This window comes from Clostridium drakei, from assembly GCF_000633595.2.
Classification (GTDB): Bacteria; Bacillota; Clostridia; order Clostridiales; family Clostridiaceae; genus Clostridium_AM; species Clostridium_AM drakei.
The window spans coordinates 35073-58896 of the sequence record NZ_JIBU02000004.1; the positions used below are offsets into that span (position 1 = coordinate 35073).

Here is a 23824-nt window from a genome sequence, read left to right on the forward strand (position 1 = left end):
TGTTAAATACCCACTTCTATCTATATTTGTACGGATTTTTATTAGATTCTGATATAAGAACAGAATTCTTGTGACCCATAGTTTCTATTTTATTTTTAAATTGTTTAGCTAATATGACTACAGCAGGCCATTCTGTATCAAAATGTCCAGCATCAATAACAGCTATGTTTTCTTCTTCAAAATCGCTAACATAGTGATATGTAGTGTCACCTGTAATTATACAATCTGCTCCCAACTTTTTAGCCTCATTAAAATAGCTTTGTCCACTGCCATTTATAACTGCAACTTTCTTTATTATTTTATCCTCGTCACCTGAATATCTTAAAAAAGGAACATTTAATAATTTCTTTACTCTGCTGCACATTTCATCAACTGTTATAGCTTCTTTGATTTTTGCAATTCTTCCAATGCCTGAAACCTTATCATCTTCCTCATTTCTTTTAGAAAGTTCTATAGTATTATAATCCTGAAAGTTTAAAAGCTGCATTATAGTATCATTAATACCTCCTTTTATAGAATCAAGATTAGTATGACTTGAATAAACATTTATATCATTCTTTATAAGCTCTATTATCTTTTTTCCTAATAAAGTCCCCTTAGTTATATTCAATGGTTTCTTGAAGAGCAATGGATGATGGGTTAATATAAAGTTGCATTTTTTTTCTTTGGCCTCGTTAATAACTTCCAAAGTACAGTCTAATGCCACAAGTATGGATGTTACTTCGCACTCCATATCCCCTACCATAAGACCCACATTATCATAATCCTCTTTGAATTTTGATGGTGCATATTTTTCCATTAAACTATTAATATCTCTTACTCTTAAAGACATTTAAGCAGCTCCTCCAGCTTTTGAATTTTAACTTTAATATCGACTTTTCTATCCACAGCTAATTTTGTATCATCTTTTATATTATCTAATATTTTATTATATGTTGATATCTTAAATTTTATAAATTTGGCTGCAAGAGGATGTTTTTTATCTATTAATGATTTACCTACCTCATAAAAAATGCTATCAACTTTTTCAACCTTATTATCATATTTTATTTTTATTATCTCATAAAACTTATTTTCGTCAATACATAGTTCCTCATCAATAATATGATATCCCTTTATATATATATATTCTCTTAAAACTTCAGGGTTTTGTACTGGCTGCAATATTGCAAATTCACATTTTTTGAAAACTTCTAATCCTTCTTCTATAATATCTCGAATTAGATTTCCTCCCATTCCAGCAATTATAACTCCTTGAACCTCTCCTATTTTTACAGTATTTAATCCTGAACCCATTCTACAATCTATTTGTTCTTGTAAATCTTCAGATATTATGTTAATACTTGCTTTTTTTACTGGCCCCTTATTTATATCAGAAGCAATAACTTTAATACAAGTATTATTTTTTATCAATTCTATAGGCACATATCCATGATCCGTTCCTATATCTGCAACACAATTACATTTATCTACCAAACTTACTATGGTTTTAAGTCTTAAGCTAAGTTCCATTTATATATTCTCCATTCTATCTATCTAAACGTAAGTAAAATTCTAATTTGCATAATAAGAAAAATAAATGTTAAAATTAAAGGCACATAAATAAACTTATATGCAGATTTCTTATCATATCGAGCACAAAGATATCCTGCATTATACATACAAAATAGTACTGCCATATTAAGTAGTCCATAAACCATTTGTTTAAATGCAAACTGTTTACTTGTACCAAACTTTATAGCCACAAAGTGTGAACTAAAATTTAAAGGCATCATGGCTGGAAGTTTATTGCAAAAGTATAATATTATCGGATTTAGTGTAATAATAAGTACTGCTATAGTTACTATAATAAACGGGATAAAAAATTTTTTATCTTTATATAAATTTACATTCTTATTAACTTTGTATTCCCAACCTATACAATTTACATTTTTATCATTTAAATTTTTCTCAAACTCATTAAAGTTTTCAGGAGACAATCCATAGTTTATATCATCTGTTTTTAAATAAATTATATTTTTAGTTGAAGTAATAAACATATAAGTGCTTCCTATTTTTTCAACTATAGCTCTTCCAATAGCAAAATTATTCTTGCCACATCCTGATAGCTTCATTCCTCTTATATGTCCTTGTGCTTTTTGGTATCCTTGTATAGATGAAAATGGTATTTTTATATTTTTAAGTCTTAGCACGCTTAAAATTTGTATGCCATCATCATCAACAAAATATTTTAATGAACTACATATTAATATATAGTATAGCTGATATATATTAAAAACTATAATAGCAACTTTTAATATGCTTAACACTTCATAAGAATCTATCAGGAATACTAGAACTCCTAACAATAAATCACCCAATATACTCATTCCTAAAATATAATATACTCCGGATCCCTTAACTGATTTATAAACTTGCACTTAACCACCCTCCTTTATACATTATAACATAGTTTGCTAAAGTATACTGTGCTCAAACCTTTTAATGATAAAAGCACCTATAATAGGGTGCTTTAATCTAAATAGTCCTTTAGTTTTTTGCTTCTACTTGGGTGTCTCAATTTTCTTAGAGCTTTTGCTTCTATCTGTCTTATTCTTTCTCTTGTAACATTAAATTCTTTTCCAACCTCTTCAAGTGTTCTAGCTCTTCCATCATCTAATCCAAATCTAAGTCTTAGTACTTTTTCTTCTCTTGGTGTTAAAGTATCTAAAACATTTATAAGTTGTTCCTTAAGCATAGTAAATGCTGCTGCTTCTGCAGGTGCAGGTGCCTCATCGTCAGGTATAAAATCTCCAAGATGACTATCTTCTTCCTCACCTATTGGAGTCTCTAACGATACTGGTTCTTGTGCAATTTTCATTATTTCTCTTACTTTATCTACAGGCATCTCCATAATTTTAGCTACTTCTTCTGGTTGAGGTTCTCTGCCTAATTCTTGAAGTAGTTGTCTTGAGACTCTTATTAATTTATTAATAGTTTCAACCATATGAACAGGTATTCTTATGGTTCTCGCTTGATCAGCTATAGCTCTTGTAATTGCCTGTCTTATCCACCAAGTTGCGTAGGTACTAAATTTGTATCCTTTTCTATAATCAAATTTTTCTACAGCTTTTATAAGTCCAAGGTTTCCTTCCTGAATTAAATCTAAGAAAAGCATACCTCTTCCCACATATCTTTTGGCAATACTAACAACAAGCCTTAAATTAGCTTCTGCTAATTTCTTTTTAGCTATTTGATCACCATTTTCTATCCTTTGTGCAAGACTTATCTCCTCTTCTGGTGCTAGCAAAGGTACCTTACCTATTTCCTTCAAATACATCCTTACTGGATCGTCTATAGCTATACCTTCTGGAACAGATAAATCTAAATCTTTTTCATCCACTTCAACTTCCTGAATATCACCTGCAACTTCGATTCCCATAGATTCAAGCACTTCATATATTTTTTCTATTTGCTCAGGACTTAAATCAACTTCATCTAATTCATCCATTATTTCTTTATAAGTCAAAGTGCCAGTTTTTTTACCTTTTTCTATAAGTTTTTTAACTATTTGCATCTTTGCACTTTTATCTTTCATTTTTTTTCCTCCATCAGTCATCACTACATACCACCAATCTTTTTTTGTATTTGAATAAGTTCTTGGGCCAACTTTAAAGATTCTTCAAGCTTTCCGTCTATCTCATATTGCTTTATTCTATTCATAATTTGCTTCTTAGACTCTTCTAATTTGAATTTTTTAATACCTTTTACATAATCATCAACTATATCTTCATAATCATTACTGTCATATATAAAATCTGCTTCTATAATATTGACCCACTCTTTTGAAGTATCTATATCATCACATTTCACTTCTATGCGTTTTTGTCGTTCTTCCTCATCATACTGCATATTTTCAACAATATAATCATATATTTTTCTATGACTTTCAAGTATTAATTCTTCTCTTTTTATATTTTTTTCTACATATTCAAGCGCTTTTTCATCTTTAAATATGACTTTTAAAAGCCCTCTTTCAGCCTTTAAATATGCAGGTTCTAAATATAATTTTTGTCCAAAATCGTTATCTATATTCATATTTTCTGATTTTTTTACATTTTTTTGAATTTTGCTATTAATCATATCATATAAAGCTTGATCTCTGATACTAGTCTCTTCGGACAACTTCTTAATGTATATTTCTCTTTCTATAGCATCTAAATCTGATATAATCTCAAGAGCCTGTTCAGCATATTTAATAACGCCTTCTGAATTATTAATGTCAATATTTTCTTTAATTTTTTTCATTCTATAATCTACTAATGGGAGAGCATCTTCTATAAGCTTCATAAATGCTTCTCTTCCATTGTTTCTTATATATTCATCTGGATCTTTTCCTTCTGGAACCTTTAATACTTTAACATCAAGTCCAACTTTTTTCAATATCTCAAGTCCTCTCATAGTAGCCATTTGTCCTGCACTATCTGCATCATAAGCTATTATGGCCCTATCTGCATACTTTTTTATAAGTTTAGCTTGATTCGTTGTTAAAGCTGTTCCTAAAGAAGCTACTGCATTAGTTATTCCATACTGATGAAGCGATATACAATCCATATATCCTTCAACTATAATAAGCATTTTTTCTCTATTATTTTTTATTGCAAAATTTAGTCCATAAAGATTTATTCCCTTCTTAAATAGAGCGGTTTCTGGAGAATTTAAATATTTGGGCTTTGAATCATCCATTACTCTGCCCCCAAATCCAATAACTCTTCCTCTATAATCAAAAACGGGAAATATAATCCTGTTCCTAAACCTATCATAATAAGATCCTTTTTGACTTTTAATTATAAGTCCATTTGAAAACATATCTAGTTCAGAAAAACCTTTTTTCTTTAAATGTCTTAACAATCCATCCCAACTATTAGCTGAATATCCAAGTCCAAAACTTCTTATAGTCTTTTCTGTTATACCTCTATTTAGCAAATATTGTTTTGCAGCGACATTTTCTCCCAAACAATTAAAAAAATATCTTGCAGAATCTACATTAAGTTTGTATAATTGTTTAAAAGTATCTTTATGCGAATTGTTTTCATCAGTTTCAATAGTTATATTTACCCTATCTGCTAACAATTTTACTGCTTCAGGAAAAGAAAGGTTTTTTGTTTTCATAACAAAAGTTATAACATTTCCTGCTTCTCCACATCCAAAACATTTATATATTTGTTTGTCTACAGATACACTAAATGATGGAGTTTTTTCGTGATGAAAAGGACATAACCCTGAATAATTTCTGCCTGCCCTTTTTAATTTTACAGTTTCAGATATAACATCCACTATATCATTTTCTTCTTTTACTCTTTGGATGACATCTTCCGATATCAATAGATACTACCACCCATCTTTTTTTATTATATGGAACTATACTTTTTTAATAAAAATAATTCCATTATGTCAATGTCATTATCGTTTACTTTCAATGTTTCCATATATACTTAAGAATAAATATATTCGACATAAATCTCTACATTCCTTCTATAAGATTAAATATTTTTTCTCTTAAACACTTAGATAATATATATATATTCTTTATAAAAATTAAATTTCCTTTAAAATCACACCTAATTTTAATAAATCCTATATATAAATTTATAACAGTTCAATTGTTATTTTACCCACTTAATACTAAAAATTATTCCTTAATAAATAACAATTTTAGGCACGTATATACCATTGAATAACAATAAACAATAGTCATCACTCATTCCCGCTATGTAATCTGTTACTCCTCTGTACAACCCTTCACTTTCTACAATATTTCTGTATAAGGAAGGCATTTTATTGGGATTTTTTAAAAAATAATTAAAAACTTGTTCCAATACAAATTTTGCCTTATCTCTTTCTGTTTTAAGCACTGAACCCTTATAGATATTTTCAAACATAAATTCCCTAAGCTTCGCTAATGCATCTCCTATTTCCTTACTTAAAGATACCTCCATTATATTGTTATGTATATTATTTGTAGTGGTATAAATACAATCTTTAACCAATGTATCTATTCTTTTACCATGATTTTTTCCAAGCACTCCTATTAAATCCTTTGGAAGTTCACTTTCTTTTAATAATCTAGCTCTTATAGAATCATCTATATCATGATTTACATAAGCTATTTTATCGCTATATTTTACAACTTGACCTTCTAATGTAAAAGCTCTTGAAGCTGAGTTTGAAAAACCACTGTGTTTAAGTATGCCATCTAATACCTCTTCGGTAAGATTGAGACCTTTTCCTTGCTTTTCTAACTTAGTTAATACTCTAATACTATGTTCGTTATGTCTAAAACCATCTGGCAATAGCTTATCTAAAACTTCTTCTCCATTATGAGCAAAAGCCACATGTCCTATGTCATGCCCCATTGCAATAGCTTCAATTAAGTCTTCATTAAGTCCTATTCCCTTACCTATAGTTTTGGCTATCTGTGACACTTCTAAGGTATGTGTAAGCCTTGTTCTATAGTGGTCTCCCCAGGTTTTTATATATACCTGAGTTTTATGTTTAAGTCTTCTAAACGACTTACTGTGAATTATTCTATCCCTATCTACCATAAAACAAGTTCTTATTTCATCTTTCCTCTCATGAGTCCTTCTTCCCTTAGAATTTGATGAAAATGCTGCTTGTTTTATTAGGATCAATTTTTCATTTTTTTCAATTTTTTCTCTTACAATCATATAAACCACCTTATAATTTAATTCTATATTTATAGTAAAACTCCTTTTTTTAATGTAAATGTATATTGTAAAAAGTTTTTTAATATTATTATATGGAGATAACTTTTTAAGGAGTTGTTATTAATAATGCCTCACCCTGCTAAAGAGTGTAATATAACCTTATTATCTGAAGAAAATGTACAAAAATACGTACTTCCGCATTATGGACTTAATGAAGCACAAATAGAAAGAGTTAAATTTAAAAATACCGATAAGCAAAGAGCTGTTTATAGAGTAGATTATTTAGATAAAACTTATTGTTTAAAAAAAGTTTACTTTTCGAAGCAAGAATTATTATTTGTCTATTCTGCCATAGAATGGTTTTTTAGAAACGATATAAATGTTCCAAGGATACTTCCTAACAATGACAGAGGTAGATTTGTTAATTTTAATAATATGCTATTTATACTAACTCCATGGATAGAAGGTATTAAATGTGATTACGATATTAAAGAACATATTACTTCCTCTATAAATAACTTATCACTAATGCACGTTAAAGGTAAAAAATTTATACCTATAACTGGAAGTTCACTTAGAAAAAACTTAGAAAACTTTCCTTATTCCATCAATAAACATTTTCAACAAATTTTAAACTGTTCTAATCTTGCATTTAAATACAAAGATAAATTTTCAAAATTGTTCCTACAACATTTTAGCATTAATTCTTTACTAGCTGAAACTTCAGTAAAAGCATCTTCAACAATGTGTAAAGAAAACCTTAGCATATCACTATGTCACCTTGATTATGTAAACAAAAATATAATTTTCGATAGAAGTACTAATATATGGGTTATAGATTTTGATAAATGTGGCATAGACTATTGTTGTCATGATATTTCCTATTTTCTCAGAAGATTACTCAGAAGAACTAATAATAACTGGAACTTAGACATTACAATAGAATGCTTAGATTTATATGATAATATTAATCCACTGAACATAGACGACTATAAGTATATTTTTTCATACTTATGTTTTCCACAAAAGTTCTGGAAATTATCAAGAGATTATTATAATAATGTGTCCAAATGTAACCATAATTCTTTTTTTTATCTACTTAAAAATTCTTTAGAATACGATAACAATCAGTTAAATTTTGCAATAAAATTTGGAAAATATATTGAAAATAAATTTAATACTAAAATAATATAATAAAACTGCTGACTTAATAAAGCCAGCAGTTTTATATTTTACTTTCTTGGATTTTTAATTTGAGCTTGTGCAGCAGCAAGTCTTGCTACTGGAACTCTAAATGGTGAACATGATACATAATCAAGTCCAACATTGTGGAAAAATTCAACAGAAGATGGATCTCCTCCATGTTCTCCACATATTCCCAGGTGAATATCTGGTCTTGTTTGTTTTCCAAGTTCTACACCCATCTTAACAAGCTTACCAACTCCATTTTGATCTAATCTTTGGAATGGGTCAAATTCATATATCTTCTTATCATAGTAATCGCCTAAGAATTTACCTGCATCGTCCCTTGAAAAACCAAATGCCAACTGAGTTAAATCATTTGTTCCAAATGAGAAGAATTCAGCTTCTTGAGCTATTTCATCAGCTGTAATAGCAGCCCTTGGTATTTCTATCATAGTACCTACTAAATATTTTAATTCAATACCTGATTTATCTATTATTTCATTAGCAACTCTTATAACTATATCCTTTACAAATTTTAATTCCTTAATTTCTCCAATAAGTGGAATCATTATTTCAGGAACTATATCGTAATTCTTTCTCTTTTTAACATCTATAGCAGCTTCTATTATTGCTCTTGTTTGCATTTCTGCTATTTCAGGATAGGATACTGCAAGTCTGCATCCTCTATGTCCCATCATTGGGTTAACTTCATGTAAAGATGCAACTGTTGCCTTTAATTCTTCAAAACCTACTTCCATTTCTTTAGCTAAATCTTTAATGTCTTCTTCATCATTAGGTAAGAATTCATGTAGTGGTGGATCTAAGAATCTTATAGTTACTGGTCTACCTTCCATAGCTTCATAAATTCCTATAAAATCTTCTCTTTGCATTGGTAACAATTTATCTAAAGCTTTTCTTCTTTGATCTTCAGTTTTTGAAATTATCATTTCTCTAACTGCTGGTATTCTATCTTCATCAAAGAACATATGCTCTGTTCTGCAAAGTCCTACACCTTGTGCTCCAAATTTAACTGCATGCATTGCATCTCTTGGAGTATCTGCATTAGTTCTAACTCCCATTGTTCTTATTTCATCTGCCCAAGCCATATATGTTCCAAAATAACCGCTAATTTCTGGTTCTACTGTTTTGATCGCTTTACCATATACATTTCCTGTACTGCCATCTAGTGATATATAATCTCCCTTATGATATACATTTCCACTTACTTCGAAAGTTTCATTTTTTTCATTTATTCTTATATCACCACAACCAGCTACGCAGCAAGTACCCATACCTCTTGCAACTACTGCTGCATGTGAAGTCATTCCACCCCTAACTGTTAGTATTCCTTCAGCTGCAACCATTCCTTCTATATCTTCAGGTGAAGTCTCTAATCTTACTAGTACAACCTTTTCTCCTTGTTCATGATGTTCTTTGGCATCTTCTGCTGTAAAGTAAACCTTACCACAAGCAGCCCCTGGTGATGCAGGTAATCCTTTAGCTATTACTTTTGCAATTTTTATCTCTGCTTGATCGAAGTTGGGATGTAAAAGCGCATCAAGTTGCTTAGGATCAACCTTTAATATAGCTTCTTCTTTTGTAATTAAACCTTCACTCACCATATCAACAGCTACTTTTAATGCAGCTTGAGCTGTCCTCTTACCATTTCTTGTTTGCAAAAAATATAATTTGCCTTGCTCTATGGTGAATTCCATATCTTGCATATCTTTATAGTGGTTTTCAAGATTCTGTGCTATAGTCATAAATTGATCATAGCATTCTGGCAAATCCCCTTTTAATTTTGCAATTGGTTGAGGTGTTCTTATACCTGCAACCACATCTTCACCTTGTGCATTAATCAAATATTCTCCAAATATAAGTTTTTCACCAGTAGCTGGATTTCTAGTAAATGCAACACCTGTTCCTGATGTTTCTCCCATATTACCAAATACCATTGATTGAACATTTACAGCAGTTCCCCAATCTCCTGGTATATCATTCAATCTTCTATAAACAATAGCTCTTGGATTATCCCAAGAACTAAATACTGCAGTTATAGCTTCTATTAACTGTTCTTTAGGCTCTTGAGGAAATGGCTTGCCCATTTCTTTCATGTATATACCTTTAAATTGTTTTACTACTTCTTTTAAATCTGAAGCACTTAAATCTGTATCAAATTTAGCTCCTTTAACTTCTTTAACTTTGTCTAGTACATCTTCAAATTTTCTTTTTTCAATCCCCATAACTACATCTGAAAACATTTGTATGAATCTTCTATAAGAATCATAAGCAAACCTTTCATTATTTGTTAACTTACTTAAACCTTCTACAGTACTATCATTTAATCCTAGATTTAAAATTGTATCCATCATTCCTGGCATTGAAACTCTGGCCCCTGATCGTACTGAAACTAATAAAGGATTTTCTACATTTCCAAACTTTTTATTTGTCTTTTCTTCCATAGTACTCAATGCTCTATAAACCTGAGAAACTATATCTTCATTTATTACTTTACCATCTTCATAATATTTAGTGCAGGCTTCAGTGGACACTGTAAAACCTTGCGGAACTGGTATCCCCAAGTTTGTCATTTCTGCAAGATTAGCACCTTTTCCACCTAACAAATTTCTCATAGTGGCATTACCTTCACTAAAAAGATAAACATATTTTTTGTTTTCCATAAGTAACATCCCCTTTGATTGTTTTTTTGCTATATTTTTTTGTATATGTTAACGGATATTTAACCGTTACCTAACAATTTATAATTTAGCTATTTTCCCCCATTTTTACAAACAATCTTGTTATATTAGTTTTAGAAACCTTGCCGACAATTCTAAGTATTTCCTTTGTACCATTATAAGACTTTTCTACTACAGGTAAACTATCTACCTCATGTTCCATTATTTTATGTGCAGCTAAATATGCATTATCCTCTTTTTCAACAAACACAATATTAGGCATTCTAGTCATTATTATGCCTACAGGTACTTTATGCATATCTGTACCACCCATAGCTATTTTAAGAAAATCTTTTCTTGAAACAGCACCAGTAAGTACTCCATTATTTTCTATAAATAGTGTTCCTACATCATTTAAAAATAAATGTACTATGGCATCATATACTGTTGCATTTTCATCCACTACTACAGGCTTAGACATTATATCCTGTACCTTGATATTTCTTATATAATCATATACTAAACTATAAGAAGGTTTTTGTGAGTATATATATCCAACTTTTGGCTTTGCCTCTAATATATTTGTCATAGTTAATACAGCCAAATCTGGCCTTAGTGCAGCCCTTGTAACACTTAATTTAGATGCTAGTTTTTCACTTGTTATAGGCTCATTCTCTTTTACTAATTTTATTATTTGTTCCTGCCTTGGTGATAACTTAATAATGTTCACCCTCCCTCTTTATCCTTAACTTTTAAATAAAAATTTTAGTTAAAGAAGTTTTACTCAGCTTTAGTGTGCTATATGTACTTACTATTATTATAACATTATACAACAATAAGTAGTATATAACTTTTATTTTTTATTTTAAATTTACTGAATATTCTACATTAATTATATTTTTCTTCAATTCTCATTAATTATCTTTAAATTTCATTTATAAACAATTAACCCAAATTATGTATTTTTTACGCTGCAATAAAAAATCAGCAATGAAAATCTTATTCTTTGACTATCCATTACAATACTCTAGTTCTGGTATCTAGAATAAAGAACAGCTATATCTCTGAATAATAATTTCTAAGCATTAGGCTAAATAACATTATAACCTGATGCTTAGAAATTTATTTATCGCTGACTTTCCAATTATTTTTCAGTCTTACTTATCCTTATCATTATTTTCTATATCATCAAATTTTACAGTATAGCTATAAGTATTTTCTTCTTTTCTATTTTCATTTTTACCTGAAAATTTTTCTTTTACAGTATTGGCAGCATCAAATACCTTATCTTTTACATCTTGCATTGTATCTTTTACATTAGTTTTTATAACTTTATTTACTATTTCTATGGTTCCATCATCTTTAGTAATCTCTATAGTAACTTTAGTAAACACTGCTGTTAATATGCCTATTGCAATAAGTGGTGGCCATACTAATACTGTTAAAGTGGCTGCAATACCTGCATTAACAGGAATATCAACAACTATTTTGTCATCTTTTTTTATCTTTATTCTATTTATGTTGCCTTTTTTAACTAAATCCTTTATCCAATCTAAAAATTCATCCTTTGTTGTATATATGTCATTCATAGTTGATTTTTTATTTTGCTCAAGATATATTAATGCGTCCACTACATTTGCTTCACAAACCTCCAAGGCTTCCTTAGCTTCTGTATAAGTAACTCCTGTTCTTTCTCTTACGATATCAATTTTTTCTAATGTAATTTCACTCATTTACTTCACTCCTTTTTAATAGTTTATCACTTATATAATTTAAATTTTACATCATTCAAATTTTGTTAAACAATTAAGTATATCTAAACTTTTAGGTCTTCTAAAATAACTTTGATCAATAAATTGAAATAATACTTTGTAGAGCTCATCTTTTATTTCTTTTGATAAATTAACTCTATATACATTTTCTAGAGGAATTTTAGATAAATATTTAAGAGCATTATATGCTGGATAACTTACATTAATACCATTGACTTTTGCACATTCATTACAAATCCCTCCAGAATACTGTAAACTTATATAGTTAGAAGTATTTATTTTTTTTCTACACATACAGCAATGTTCTAAATTAAAACCATATCCTGTAATTTGTAAAGCTTTTATTTCAAAAGCCCTTGCTAAAATTTCTATATCAACAACTTTATTCTTTAAAAAGTAAAAAGCTGTAATTAGTAATTTAAAAAGTTCTCTATTACTTTCTTCATCTTGCATAGATATGTCTATAATTTCACAAAAATAAGATGCATAAGTTAATTTATCTAAATCATTAAGTAGTTCTTGAAATGAATCTATAGCTGTGCTTTCATTAATTACGTAAAGACTTTTCCCTTTGTAAACTACATAGTCTCCATATGAAAATTGCAAAGTACTAGTAAACAATTTATTACTGCTTTTCTTTGAACCTTTTGCAATAGTAGATATTTTCCCTAATTTTTCGCTAAACAGCCAAACAAGTTTGTCTGATTCTTTTATATCTTGAGTTTTTATAACTACAGCCCTGGTCTTAAATATGGACAGAAAATCACCCCCCACATTTTTCAATTTTTATGGTATATTTTAATAATTAATAATCAAAATATATATTTCGTATTCTAAGTATATTATATACTTAGTGTATAGAATTTATTTATAACCAAGTTCCTTTAAAATACTTGAACTATCTCTCCACTCTTTCTTTACTTTAACCCAGAGCTTCAAATTAACTCTAGCTTGCAAAAATTTTTCTATATCTTGTCTAGCATAAGTGGATATTTTCTTAAGCATAGACCCATTCTTTCCTATTATTATACCTTTATGTGAATCTTTTTCACACAGTATAGTAGCATCTATATGATACATTCCCTTCTCATCCTTTTTCATAGATATAATTTCTACAGCTGTACCATGTGGTACTTCTTGAGAAAGTAATCTTAATGCTTTTTCCCTTATAGTTTCCGCTACAACAAATCTTTCCTGTTGATCTGTGATCATATCTTCTGGATAATATTTAGGTCCTTCATTCATATACTTTACCATAAGTTCTTTTAATTCATCTACATTTTTTCCTTTTAACGCAGATATAGGTATAATTTCTGCAAAACTAAACACCTTTGAGTAATTATCTAAAGTTTTTGCAACTCTTTCTTGAGTATTTTCATCAATTTTATTTAGAACTAAAAATACAGGTACATTACATTCCTTTAGTTGTTCAAGTATGTACATATCGCCTTTTCCAATTTCGTCTTCTGGATTTGTAAGAAATAGTATTAAATCTACTTCTTTTATCGAATCCTGCGCTATTTTAACCATAAATTCGCCAAGTTTATGTTTTGGTTTATGAATACCCGGAGTATCAACAAATACAAGTTGAAAGTCTTTTTCTGTAAGTATAGTTTGTATATTATTTCTTGTTGTTTGAGGCTTACAAGAAACAATGGATAGTTTTTCTCCCATTATTGAATTTAATAGTGTTGACTTTCCCACATTAGGCCTTCCTATTATAGTTATAAATCCTGATTTAAACATAAATTCTCTCCTTATTTCTGTAATCTTTCTTAAGTAAAAAGTTTATACTAATATTTTTTTTATATTTCTAATATTTATTATAAGTAAGTTGTAAATAAATTATAGCACTATCCTTATTCATTGCAACATTTTATTTTATTAATCTCTGCAACATGAATAGTTTAAAGCTTTTTATCCGAATATTCTAAACAATAATATAGTAACTAAAATTCCAAAAATTCCTCCTACAATAACTTCAATTATAGAATGTATTTCCGAATCGACTCTACTTTGAGCAACTATAAAAGCTAATATATAACTCAAAACCACTACCGCCAATTGTCCAGTAATAAGGGCTATAGTGGTAGCTATAGAAAAAGCTATTGCACTATGACCACTTGGCATACCTCCTTTAAGAGGTGTTCCTTCTCCAAAAATAGCTTTCGCTACTAATGTAGTTATACTTACAATAGCTAATATTATAAAAATAACATATGGACTAGTGCTTTTCACCTTCATTATCAATATAAAGTTTATATACTTCAACTTATCCCAAAATATTATATATCCTACAACTACAGCATTTATAGCTGTTACTAAAACACCACCAGCAGCCACATTCTTAGCAACTTTCACCAATGGGTGATAATAATTAGTTGTAGCATCTACAGCAAACTCTATAGCTGTATTTATAAGTTCAGCCATAATTACCATACTAATAGTTATTGTTATCGCTAAAAGTTCTATTTTACTTAAATCATAAAAAAAGCAGGCAGTTAGTACCAATAGAGCTGCAATCATATGTATTTTCATGTTTCTTTGAGTTCTAACTGCATATATAATTCCTTCTATAGCATAGTTGAAACTGTCAAGTAGCTTTCTAACTTCTCTCATAATTTTCATCTACTTTCTTTATATGAATTTATCTTGTTAAATGGAACTTTTCTAATATTTGCTCCTCCCTTTTTCTCATAACTGATTTTTCATCTTCTTCCATATGATCATATCCTAATAAATGAAGTACTGAATGTATGGTAAGATAGATTACTTCTCTAATAAACGAATGATTAAATTCTAAACTTTGTTCCTTTGCTTTTTCAAGCGAAAGTACTATATCACCTAGCACCAAGCTTCCATCATCTAAATCCACATATGAAAAATTAAAATCTTTATAAATATCTTTAAATACTTTTCCTTTTTCATAATCTAACATTGGAAAAGAAAGTACATCTGTAACTTTATCAATATTTCTATTTTCATTATTTATTTCTTCTATTTTTTCATTATCAACAAATATAACACTTACTTCACAAGGAATGTTAACTTTTTCTTCCTGAAGCGCATACTCAATAATGTTTACTATATTTTTTTCTATTTCATCTGAAATTTCTATTTTACTTTGTCTGTCATCTATAAAAATCATATTGACACTCCTTACTTATTTGCCCATTTATCTTCGGGATACTCTATTCTCTGATGATATATCCCTGTAAGAACCTTTAAAAAGGATTTCCTTATTTTATTTATATCTTTTAGTGTAAGATTACAGTTATCCAGTTGACCTTCATTTAATCTATTTTTTATAATTTTGTTAACCATTTCTTCAATTTTACCCTTAGTTGGTTCATTTATAGACCTTACTGCAGCTTCTACTGCATCAGCTAACATTATTATTGCGCCTTCCTTTGTTTCAGGCACAGGTCCAGGATATCTAAAATCTTCTTCTTTAACATCCTCAGGTCTTTCACTTGAATTCTTCATAGTTACATAAAAGTATTTTACAAGAGATGTTCCATGATGCTGCTCTATTATATCTGTTACAGCCTTTGGAATTTTATACTGTTTTGCTAATTCTACACCATCCTTTACATGAGATGTAATTATAAGAGTACTTAAATTAGGAGTAATTTTGTCATGAGGATTATCATTTCCTAATTGATTTTCTTTAAAGAAGTAAGGTCTTTTTATCTTTCCTACATCATGATAATAAGATGCAACTCTTGCAAGCACTGGATTTCCGCCCACTTCCTCTGCAGCTATTTCAGCAAGATTCCCAACTAAGATACTATGATGATAACTTCCTGGAGCTTCCATCAGCAGCCTTTTTAGCAAAGGATGATTAGGATTTGATATTTCTAATAATTTTATAGTAGTTATAACATCAAAAGTACTTTCAAAGAATGGAAGAAGTCCAATAGTGAGAATACCAGATAATATACTTCCAATACATGCAAGTAATGCTTTTTGAGTTACATCAACCCCGTTATTACTTAATAAAAATCCTACTGAAAAAGTTAAAATTACATTCATTATTGAAATATATATCGACGAATATAAAATATCATTTCTTTGCTGCATCTTTTTTAAGATTACAGCACCAATAACAACATTTACTAGAGCCAATATAGTTATTTCTGTGTTAAATTCCACTGCTCTACTTATAAGTACACAATTTAATGCACTTATGGCCAAAGAAACCTTATAATCTACTAAAAGTGTAAAAATCATAGGTATGCAAGCTAAAGGTATTAAAAATGGCGAAATTACAGCTAAACTTCTAGCCAAAAGTATAGCTATACAATTTAATATATTTATCATTATAAGTTTATTAGTATCACTATATATGTCATTATGATACTTATAAAGATAAAACCACTGTAAAAACATTATTAGTAAAATTAGTATACTTAAACAAATATATATGTACCATTCAAAATGATAGTTACTATTTAAAAGACCTAAATCCTTTAATATTTCTATTTGATACTTAGCAACAGGTTCTCCTTCTTTCACTATTATTTGATCTTTTTTTATCATAACAGGAACAACTTTTTTTATTGCATCTTTTTTTAATTCTTCAGTTTTATCTTTGTCATAAAAAAAGTTAGGAGTAATTAGTGAATATTCTATACTGTATGATATATCTTTTAATGATTTAGGAATTTTTGATCCATTTATTTTTAATTGTATGCTTTCCTGTGCTTTTTTAATATCTTCCTGATTATCCTTTTGACTGTTATCACTTATATTATTATTATCATATATATCAGCCATGGTTTTAACCGAAAAATCTTGAACAGTTTTCAAATCATCTTTACTTAACCTTATAAGGGTTAAATAATCATCATCTGATAAACTTATCTCCACATTACTTTTTAGCTTTTGAAGCTTATCTTTTTCTTCACCAGTACCATCTTTTATTTGTAATAACTTAGAAAAAAATGAATTTATCTTATTTATAACTTCAGTTTTTACTTCTGGTTTTTTATTATATTGTATCGGTACAGAATCAGTAGCTTGCTGTATTCTTGCTGCTGTAGATACCTCATCTTTAACCTCTCTTGGTGCTTTTATATCTACTTTAGCAATGTCACCTTCCTTCAAGCTATACTTCTTAGTTACTGTAGATGTTACTAATACAGAAAAAATAAATATAAATGTTAAAATAAAAATAATTATTTTATTTGTTTTTTCTTTGGCAAAAAAATTCCTTATGGACAATTCTCCCATGTTAACCACCTTTTCATTCATATGTATCCATATTTTATCTAAAGATTACATACTGCATAAATTCAACCAAACCCAGATGAGTAAAATATCCAAATGGTATTTTACCACTTTGTCTTTACCCAATCTGAATTAAGCTTTACTTTGTTACATTTTGCTTAAGTTTATAATCAATTAAGTATAAAAGAACCTTTATTGTATAGGTTGCTCTAAAGCCACATTTTCTTCAGCTACAACTAATACTCTAATTCTATAAGAATCTCCCTGCTCATAACTCTCTATTTTATCTACAATTTTAACAGATTTATCTAAGTTTGCACATATCTTTGAATAAAGTTCATCATATGTATCATTTATTACCTTTTGAGGATCCTTATGAACAGTAGTTTCTTTTACTTCATAATAATTTTCAATATTAACACATAATCTTTTATCTTCTATTTTATCATATTTAATAAATTTATTTGGCGATTTTTTTAAATATAGCTTTTTGCCGTTAAATTTTATATATATATCTTGTGATTTTTTACCTGTACGTTCTCTTTTTAAATTATCAATTTTTACATCCTTAATTTGTTCATAAAAAGTTCTACATATTACATTCCCAACTGCATGAACAGCATAAGTTGAATTTTCATTTCCTTGTTCTCCCTTTACTACAATTTGTCCTTTTCTAATCATATCTCCCTTTTTAACTACAGACGTTCCCGCTTTAGTATATACTCTTATCACTTCACCATCCTTTTTAGCAACTAAGTTGCAAGGTTTGTCGTCAGCTACTACATTAGGTGGTGATTGTCTTTCCATTGCAGAAACTTTAAGTTTTGCTCCATCAATTCTAGCCTTTACCCACATTACATTGTCATTATTTCTCATAAGATTTTCTTCTACTTCGTAAACATTTATGTTTTTCTTATTAATTCCAGGCCTTATGCCATAAGATTTAAGCTGTTGTCGTATTTCATAAGGGGTCAAATTATGATCTACATTTATTTCTATACTCCATATAAATGTAGATAAATAATAAATTATGCCTACAAACAATATTATACCAATTACAAAAGCAATTCTTCTTTTTATTTTAATTAGAAAAAATGCAAATCCTCTTCTTTTAACTATCTTTACTTTAGTTTTTGTTCTTTTAGCTATATCCTTAAGCTTAATATAATCTTTTAAACTTATATCTATATTCAGGGTAGTAATGTCTTTTTTTATAACATTTCTTGCACTAATTCCATTTTGCCATAAAAGATTGATAAATTTTTCAGGTATAAGAGATCGAGCTTCTATAGTTATTATACCACTTTTATATTTTTGGAAATTAAACTTACTCATTTGCCTCATAAATTATGGATTTAAATTTCCCACCTACTGTTATGGTACTTCCTCCCATGAACAGTATTTCAAAATTAACTCCATTTATAGATATCAATCCTATACCTGAATTTATCTTTACTTCATTTTCATTAAACACTACTATCCCTTTATGATTTTCTATTACTATTTCATTATGTCCTGTCACTGTAATTTTAGGTACATTTAAAATTATGTCTCTAGGTAAATCTAGCTTGTCTGCAATATCTTGTTTTGCTCTATTAAACTTTCCCTTCACCTTATCACCTCTAAAAATACTTCCATACTAATTTATGAAGAAGATTTTTAATAAATGACAAAATAAAAAAGGTTGAGAATATCTCAACCTTTTATTTATTTAAATATTGCTTTACAATCTGACTTACAAGTTTACCGTCTGCTCTACCTTTTGTTTTAGGCATGATCAAAGTCATAACTTTGCCCATATCCTTAATGCTACCTGCACCTACTTCATCAACTGCTTGACGAACAATTTCGGAAATCTCCTCTTCACTTAACTGCTGAGGAAGGTAACCTAACAAGATTTCTATTTCCTCATTTGCCTTATCAACTAAATCCTGCCTATTTCCTTTTTCAAATTCTAATATAGCTTCACGTCTCTGTTTAACTTCTTTTGCTAAGACTTCAATAACTTGCTCATCACTAAGCTTATTACCATCAGTCTTTTCAACTTGTAAAACAGCCGCTCTTGCCATACTTATTGTTTCAGCCTTAGACTTTTCTTTTGCTTTTAAGGCTTGCTTCCAATCTTCTTGTAGTCTTTCTTTAAGAGACATTAACTTAGTACCTTCTTTCAAAGAATTCTATTTAAACTTTCTCTTTCTTGCAGCTTCAGATTTCTTTTTTCTCTTTACGCTTGGTTTTTCATAATGTTCTCTCTTTCTAACTTCTGAAAGAACACCAGCTCTAGCACATTTTCTCTTAAATCTTCTCAATGCACTTTCTATAGTTTCATTTTCTCCAACTTTTATTTCTGACATATTTTATCCCTCCCTCCGCTAGCTCAATCTAATTTAAAAAAAATTAAACACAGCCAATGTAGGTTACATAGCACATTGTTTATTATACAACATAGATTTACAAGCTGTCAACAATTTCATTTAGATTTAACCAGGAGGCCACTGAAGGTTTCTTCCTCCTAATACATGAAAATGAATATGTGGTACTGACTGTCCTCCATCTTCTCCACAGTTACTAACAATTCTGTATCCTGTCTTATCTATACCTAACTTTTTAACTATTTCTTTTAACACAATAAACACATGTGCTACTATTTTTGAATCTTCATCTGTTAACTCATTTAAACTGCTTATATGCTTTTTAGGTATTATTAATATGTGGGCTGGTGCACCAGGACTTATATCTTTAAAGCTTAGCACTATGTCATCCTCATAAACTTTTTCGCAAGGTATTTCACCTTTTATTATTTTACAAAAAATGCAATCTTCCATGATTTCACCTCCTTTAAAGTTGTCCGATTATTATTAAATATAAAATTTATATAACTGTAAACTTCATAATATAAAATTAAGTTTTACTTGATAATATTCAATATTTAATAAAAATATCCTTCTAAAAATAAATTTTTCTTTTCAAATTTATTATATAATCTATGATAAGTTAAATTTAACAATCATTTAGTAAGCTTCCTTCTAATGCTCCATTTTTAGTTTGTACAATTTCAGTATTTTTAATACTTCCTGATATATCTTTTTGAGACTCTGATATTACTTTTATATAATTAGGAGTATATCCTTCATACAAATCTTTTGAATTATTACATTTTTGTTCGTATAAAACTTTCATATTCCTTTCCAAAAACTTTTTCATAAATTCTTCTTCCATAATCTTATCTAACTCTATAAGTTTTCTGCTTCTCTCATCTTTAATATTACCATCTACTGAATTTTTCATCTCAGCAGCTTTTGTTCCTTTTCTAGGACTATATTTAAATACATGAATTTTTGACAATTTTATTCTTTTCAAAAATTCATAAGTGGTATTAAATTCTTCTTTCGTTTCTCCTGGAAAACCAACAATAATATCTGTAGTTATTGACACATCATTAATATTATATCTTAAATCTTCTACAATTTTTTCATACTCTCCAGCAGTATATCTTCTATTCATTCTTTTTAGAGTTTCATTACATCCGCTTTGAAGTGATAAATGAAAATGAGGACATAATTTTTTAAGAACACTTATTCTTTCTATTACACCTTCTGTAAAGAATTGTGGATCTATTGAACCTATTCTTACTCTTTCTATACCAGGAATTTTATCTATCTGCTCTAATACAGAAAGTAAGCTGCACTTCTCTTCTAAATCAACTCCATAAGAAGCAGTATGTATTCCTGATAAAATTATTTCTTTAAATCCATGTGCTGCAAGTTCTTTAACTTCACTTATAACTTTTTCTGGCGGCTTACTGCACACGGCACCTCTTGCAAAAGGAATTAAACAATATGAACAGAATCTATTACAACCATCTTGTATTTTTAGGAATGCTCTAGTTTTATCTTGATAACTTTCTATATTCAATTCTTCAAAAGCATTGTTTTTCATTACTTCTTTAACTTCTACTACTTGTTTTCTTTCTTCTCTTACTCTATTTACCCAATAAACTATTTCACCCTTATTTCTAGTTCCAAGTACAACATCTACTCCATCAATTTGAGATACTTCTTCTGATGCAATTTGCGAATAACATCCTACAACTGCTATGACAGCATCTTCATTTTCCCTTCTGGCTCTATGTATCATCTGTCTAGACTTTTTATCTCCCATGTTAGTCACTGTACATGTATTTATAACATAAACATCTGCATATTCTTCAAAATGTACTACTTCGTAGCCATCTTTTATAAATTTTTCTATCATAGCTTCTGTTTCATACTTATTAACCCTACAGCCTAAAGTAGCAAAAGCAACTTTCATTAAAATATTCCTCCTTTTAGTCAGAACACTGAGCAATTAAAATTGCTCGTTAAAGCCCACTGTGGAACACTGAGCAATTAAAATTGCTCGTTAAAGCCCATTTAGGGCTTTAACCTCCTAAATCTCCTAATTCATACATAAGTAAAGACATACATACAAAACCAGCAGTTTCTGTTCTAAGTATTCTAGGTCCTAGTGTAACTATATGAGCACCTAGCTTCTCTAAAGCTTCTATTTCTGATTGTTCAAATCCACCTTCTGGTCCTATTATTATTCCTATTTTCTTTATACTGTCTTTATCTATGTTATTTACAACTTTCTTTATTCCATAATCTTCTGCATTTTCATAAGGAACTACAATTAAATCTATCTGTTTTAGGACTTCTAAGAGACTCTGAAACTCTATTGGTGTATTAATCTTAGGTACTAAACTTCTTTTACTCTGTTTGCAAGCTTCTAAAGCAATTCTACACCATCTATCTATTTTCTTAAATTCACCTAGTTCATTTTTAACTACAACTCTTTCCGTAACTATAGGTGTTACTTCTTTTACACCTAATTCTGTAGTTTTTTGAACTATTAAGTCCATCTTAGCAGACTTTGGCAACCCTTGGAATAAATAAACCTCTATATTACTTTCATTATTAAGCGGAAGCTGTTTTATAAATTTTACAACAACTTGTTTCTTGTTTATTTCTTCTATTTCTCCTAAGAATTCTTCACCTTCACAATTATTTATGTTAACTTTATCTCCAACTTGAAGCCTTAAAACTTTATATATATGTTTTACATCATCACCACTGATAACAGCAGAATCACCATTTATGTCGTTTTTATTAACAAAGAACTTATGCATAATACACCACCTTTTAAAATTGCAACAAAAAATCTACTAAAGTTTTGCAGCTATACATACCCATTCCCCATCAACGTTTACTTCTTCTATATTAAATCCTGAACTTTCTAATTTATTTACAACATCATCTTTTCTATCTAGTATTATACCAGAACATATAAATCTTCCACCTGGAACTATAAAGTCCTTTACTCCATCTGTTAAAAATATTATTACGTCAGCAATAATGTTAGCTACAACTATATCTGCTTTTCCCTGAACTACTTCCATAAGATTTCCATGAAGTATTTTTATATTATCAACATCATTATATTTAACATTTTCTGATGCAGATTTTACTGCTACAGGGTCTAAGTCTACACCTATAACCTCTTTTGCTTTAAGTTTTGCAGCAGTTATAGCAAGTATACCTGAACCTGTTCCTATATCAAATATTTCAGATTCAGGTTTTACATATTTCTCTAGCGCCTTTATACACATTCTTGTAGTTTCATGTGTACCTGTTCCAAAAGCCATTCCTGGATCAAGTTCTACAACTAATTCATCATCCTTTTTCGAATAATCTTCCCATATAGGTTTTACTACTACTCTTTCACCTACTTTAGTTGGCTTATAATACTTCTTCCAATTATTTTCCCAATCTTCTTCATTTACTTTGCATACTGTAATCAAACCTTTACCCTTATCTATACCAAACTTCTCTAGATTATTAATGCTCTCTTTTATATATCTTAAATATCCATCAAGTTTTTCATTTTGTTTATAATAACCTTTAATTATTGCTCCTTCTTTAACATTTAATAATGATTCATCAAAGTAATCCCAATCCCCTGGATGTTTTTTCTTAAATTCTATATCTTCAGGGTCCTCTATTGAAACTCCTTTAACTTCAGTATTATATAATATACCTGTTACAGCCTCCACCGCTTCACTACTAGTAACTATTGATACTTCTATCCATTCCTTATCCATAAACAACCTCCACAGAATTAATTAATCTTTTTATCACATTTACTTTATAATTATAGACTTAATATGTCAATAAAAAACTTTGTTTCCCAAAATTTTGAGAAACAAAGTTTT

At 29.0% G+C, this 23824-nt stretch carries 23 protein-coding genes; 1 reads left to right on the plus strand and 22 read right to left on the minus strand.

What is annotated here, in order from left to right; translation table 11 throughout:
• Positions 1-16: 16 nt before the first annotated feature.
• From EG57_RS0202105 to EG57_RS0202130, 6 genes are all read right to left on the minus strand, one after another.
• A complete protein-coding gene (locus EG57_RS0202105; protein WP_032075659.1) occupies positions 17-832 on the minus strand; it encodes a Nif3-like dinuclear metal center hexameric protein in 816 nt (271 codons plus the stop codon).
• Positions 823-1512 (minus strand): tRNA (adenine(22)-N(1))-methyltransferase, encoded by a 690-nt coding sequence (locus EG57_RS0202110; RefSeq protein WP_032075660.1) that lies wholly within the window; start codon positions 1510-1512, stop codon positions 823-825. Before EG57_RS0202110 ends, EG57_RS0202105 begins: the two co-directional genes overlap by 10 nt.
• 20 nt (positions 1513-1532) lie before the next feature.
• Positions 1533-2420 carry a PH domain-containing protein gene (locus EG57_RS0202115; protein WP_032075661.1) on the minus strand — a complete coding sequence of 296 codons (888 nt, stop codon included), beginning with the start codon at positions 2418-2420 and terminating at the stop codon, positions 1533-1535.
• A 92-nt stretch (positions 2421-2512) separates the two neighbouring features.
• Entirely contained in the window at positions 2513-3577 is a 1065-nt protein-coding gene (rpoD, locus tag EG57_RS0202120) for an RNA polymerase sigma factor RpoD (protein ID WP_161782694.1), read from the minus strand.
• A 23-nt stretch (positions 3578-3600) separates the two neighbouring features.
• Positions 3601-5364 (minus strand): DNA primase, encoded by a 1764-nt coding sequence (gene dnaG / locus EG57_RS0202125; RefSeq protein WP_032075663.1) that lies wholly within the window; start codon positions 5362-5364, stop codon positions 3601-3603.
• Positions 5365-5678: 314 nt separating this feature from the next.
• Positions 5679-6707 carry a deoxyguanosinetriphosphate triphosphohydrolase gene (locus tag EG57_RS0202130; protein WP_032075664.1) on the minus strand — a complete coding sequence of 343 codons (1029 nt, stop codon included), beginning with the start codon at positions 6705-6707 and terminating at the stop codon, positions 5679-5681.
• A 126-nt stretch (positions 6708-6833) separates the two neighbouring features.
• Here EG57_RS0202130 and EG57_RS0202135 point away from each other — a divergent pair, with 126 nt between their 5' ends.
• On the plus strand, positions 6834-7901 hold the full coding sequence (locus EG57_RS0202135; protein ID WP_032075665.1) for a CotS family spore coat protein: 1068 nt from the start codon (positions 6834-6836) through the stop codon (positions 7899-7901).
• Positions 7902-7939: 38 nt separating this feature from the next.
• Here EG57_RS0202135 and ppdK read toward each other — a convergent pair whose 3' ends face one another.
• From ppdK to prmA, 16 genes are all read right to left on the minus strand, one after another.
• Positions 7940-10573, minus strand: a complete 2634-nt coding sequence (gene ppdK, locus EG57_RS0202140; protein ID WP_032075666.1) for a pyruvate, phosphate dikinase — start codon at positions 10571-10573, stop codon at positions 7940-7942.
• 85 nt (positions 10574-10658) lie between these two features.
• The gene (gene ccpN, locus EG57_RS0202145) at positions 10659-11300 is read right to left on the minus strand and encodes a transcriptional regulator CcpN (protein WP_032075667.1); all 642 of its coding nucleotides are present in this window, start codon (positions 11298-11300) and stop codon (positions 10659-10661) included.
• A gap of 427 nt (positions 11301-11727) precedes the next feature.
• Positions 11728-12303 carry a DUF4342 domain-containing protein gene (locus EG57_RS0202150; RefSeq protein ID WP_032075668.1) on the minus strand — a complete coding sequence of 192 codons (576 nt, stop codon included), beginning with the start codon at positions 12301-12303 and terminating at the stop codon, positions 11728-11730.
• 51 nt (positions 12304-12354) lie between these two features.
• Positions 12355-13116: a DNA repair protein RecO gene (gene recO, locus EG57_RS0202155; protein ID WP_032075669.1), complete on the minus strand. Its 762-nt coding sequence runs from the start codon at positions 13114-13116 to the stop codon at positions 12355-12357.
• 90 nt (positions 13117-13206) lie between these two features.
• A complete protein-coding gene (era, locus tag EG57_RS0202160; RefSeq protein ID WP_032075670.1) occupies positions 13207-14088 on the minus strand; it encodes a GTPase Era in 882 nt (293 codons plus the stop codon).
• Between the two features lie 171 nt (positions 14089-14259).
• Complete coding sequence (locus EG57_RS0202165) at positions 14260-14970, minus strand: diacylglycerol kinase (protein WP_052037717.1); 711 nt, start codon at positions 14968-14970, stop codon at positions 14260-14262.
• A gap of 19 nt (positions 14971-14989) precedes the next feature.
• On the minus strand, positions 14990-15490 hold the full coding sequence (gene ybeY, locus EG57_RS0202170) for an rRNA maturation RNase YbeY (RefSeq protein WP_032075672.1): 501 nt from the start codon (positions 15488-15490) through the stop codon (positions 14990-14992).
• Positions 15491-15501: 11 nt separating this feature from the next.
• Complete coding sequence (locus EG57_RS0202175) at positions 15502-17577, minus strand: HD family phosphohydrolase (RefSeq protein ID WP_032075673.1); 2076 nt, start codon at positions 17575-17577, stop codon at positions 15502-15504.
• A gap of 189 nt (positions 17578-17766) precedes the next feature.
• A complete protein-coding gene (gene yqfD / locus EG57_RS0202180; protein WP_084572140.1) occupies positions 17767-18909 on the minus strand; it encodes a sporulation protein YqfD in 1143 nt (380 codons plus the stop codon).
• Positions 18902-19186 (minus strand): sporulation protein YqfC, encoded by a 285-nt coding sequence (yqfC, locus tag EG57_RS0202185; protein ID WP_032075675.1) that lies wholly within the window; start codon positions 19184-19186, stop codon positions 18902-18904. Before yqfC ends, yqfD begins: the two co-directional genes overlap by 8 nt.
• Positions 19187-19277: 91 nt before the next feature.
• Complete coding sequence (locus EG57_RS0202190; RefSeq protein ID WP_032075676.1) at positions 19278-19724, minus strand: GatB/YqeY domain-containing protein; 447 nt, start codon at positions 19722-19724, stop codon at positions 19278-19280.
• A gap of 27 nt (positions 19725-19751) precedes the next feature.
• Positions 19752-19928 (minus strand): 30S ribosomal protein S21, encoded by a 177-nt coding sequence (gene rpsU, locus EG57_RS0202195; RefSeq protein WP_007061146.1) that lies wholly within the window; start codon positions 19926-19928, stop codon positions 19752-19754.
• A gap of 126 nt (positions 19929-20054) precedes the next feature.
• Positions 20055-20399 (minus strand): histidine triad nucleotide-binding protein, encoded by a 345-nt coding sequence (locus EG57_RS0202200; protein WP_032075677.1) that lies wholly within the window; start codon positions 20397-20399, stop codon positions 20055-20057.
• A gap of 175 nt (positions 20400-20574) precedes the next feature.
• Complete coding sequence (mtaB, locus tag EG57_RS0202205; RefSeq protein WP_032075678.1) at positions 20575-21885, minus strand: tRNA (N(6)-L-threonylcarbamoyladenosine(37)-C(2))-methylthiotransferase MtaB; 1311 nt, start codon at positions 21883-21885, stop codon at positions 20575-20577.
• Between the two features lie 109 nt (positions 21886-21994).
• Positions 21995-22741, minus strand: a complete 747-nt coding sequence (locus EG57_RS0202210) for a 16S rRNA (uracil(1498)-N(3))-methyltransferase (RefSeq protein WP_032075679.1) — start codon at positions 22739-22741, stop codon at positions 21995-21997.
• A 36-nt stretch (positions 22742-22777) separates the two neighbouring features.
• Positions 22778-23713: a 50S ribosomal protein L11 methyltransferase gene (gene prmA / locus EG57_RS0202215; protein ID WP_032075680.1), complete on the minus strand. Its 936-nt coding sequence runs from the start codon at positions 23711-23713 to the stop codon at positions 22778-22780.
• Positions 23714-23824: the final 111 nt, after the last annotated feature.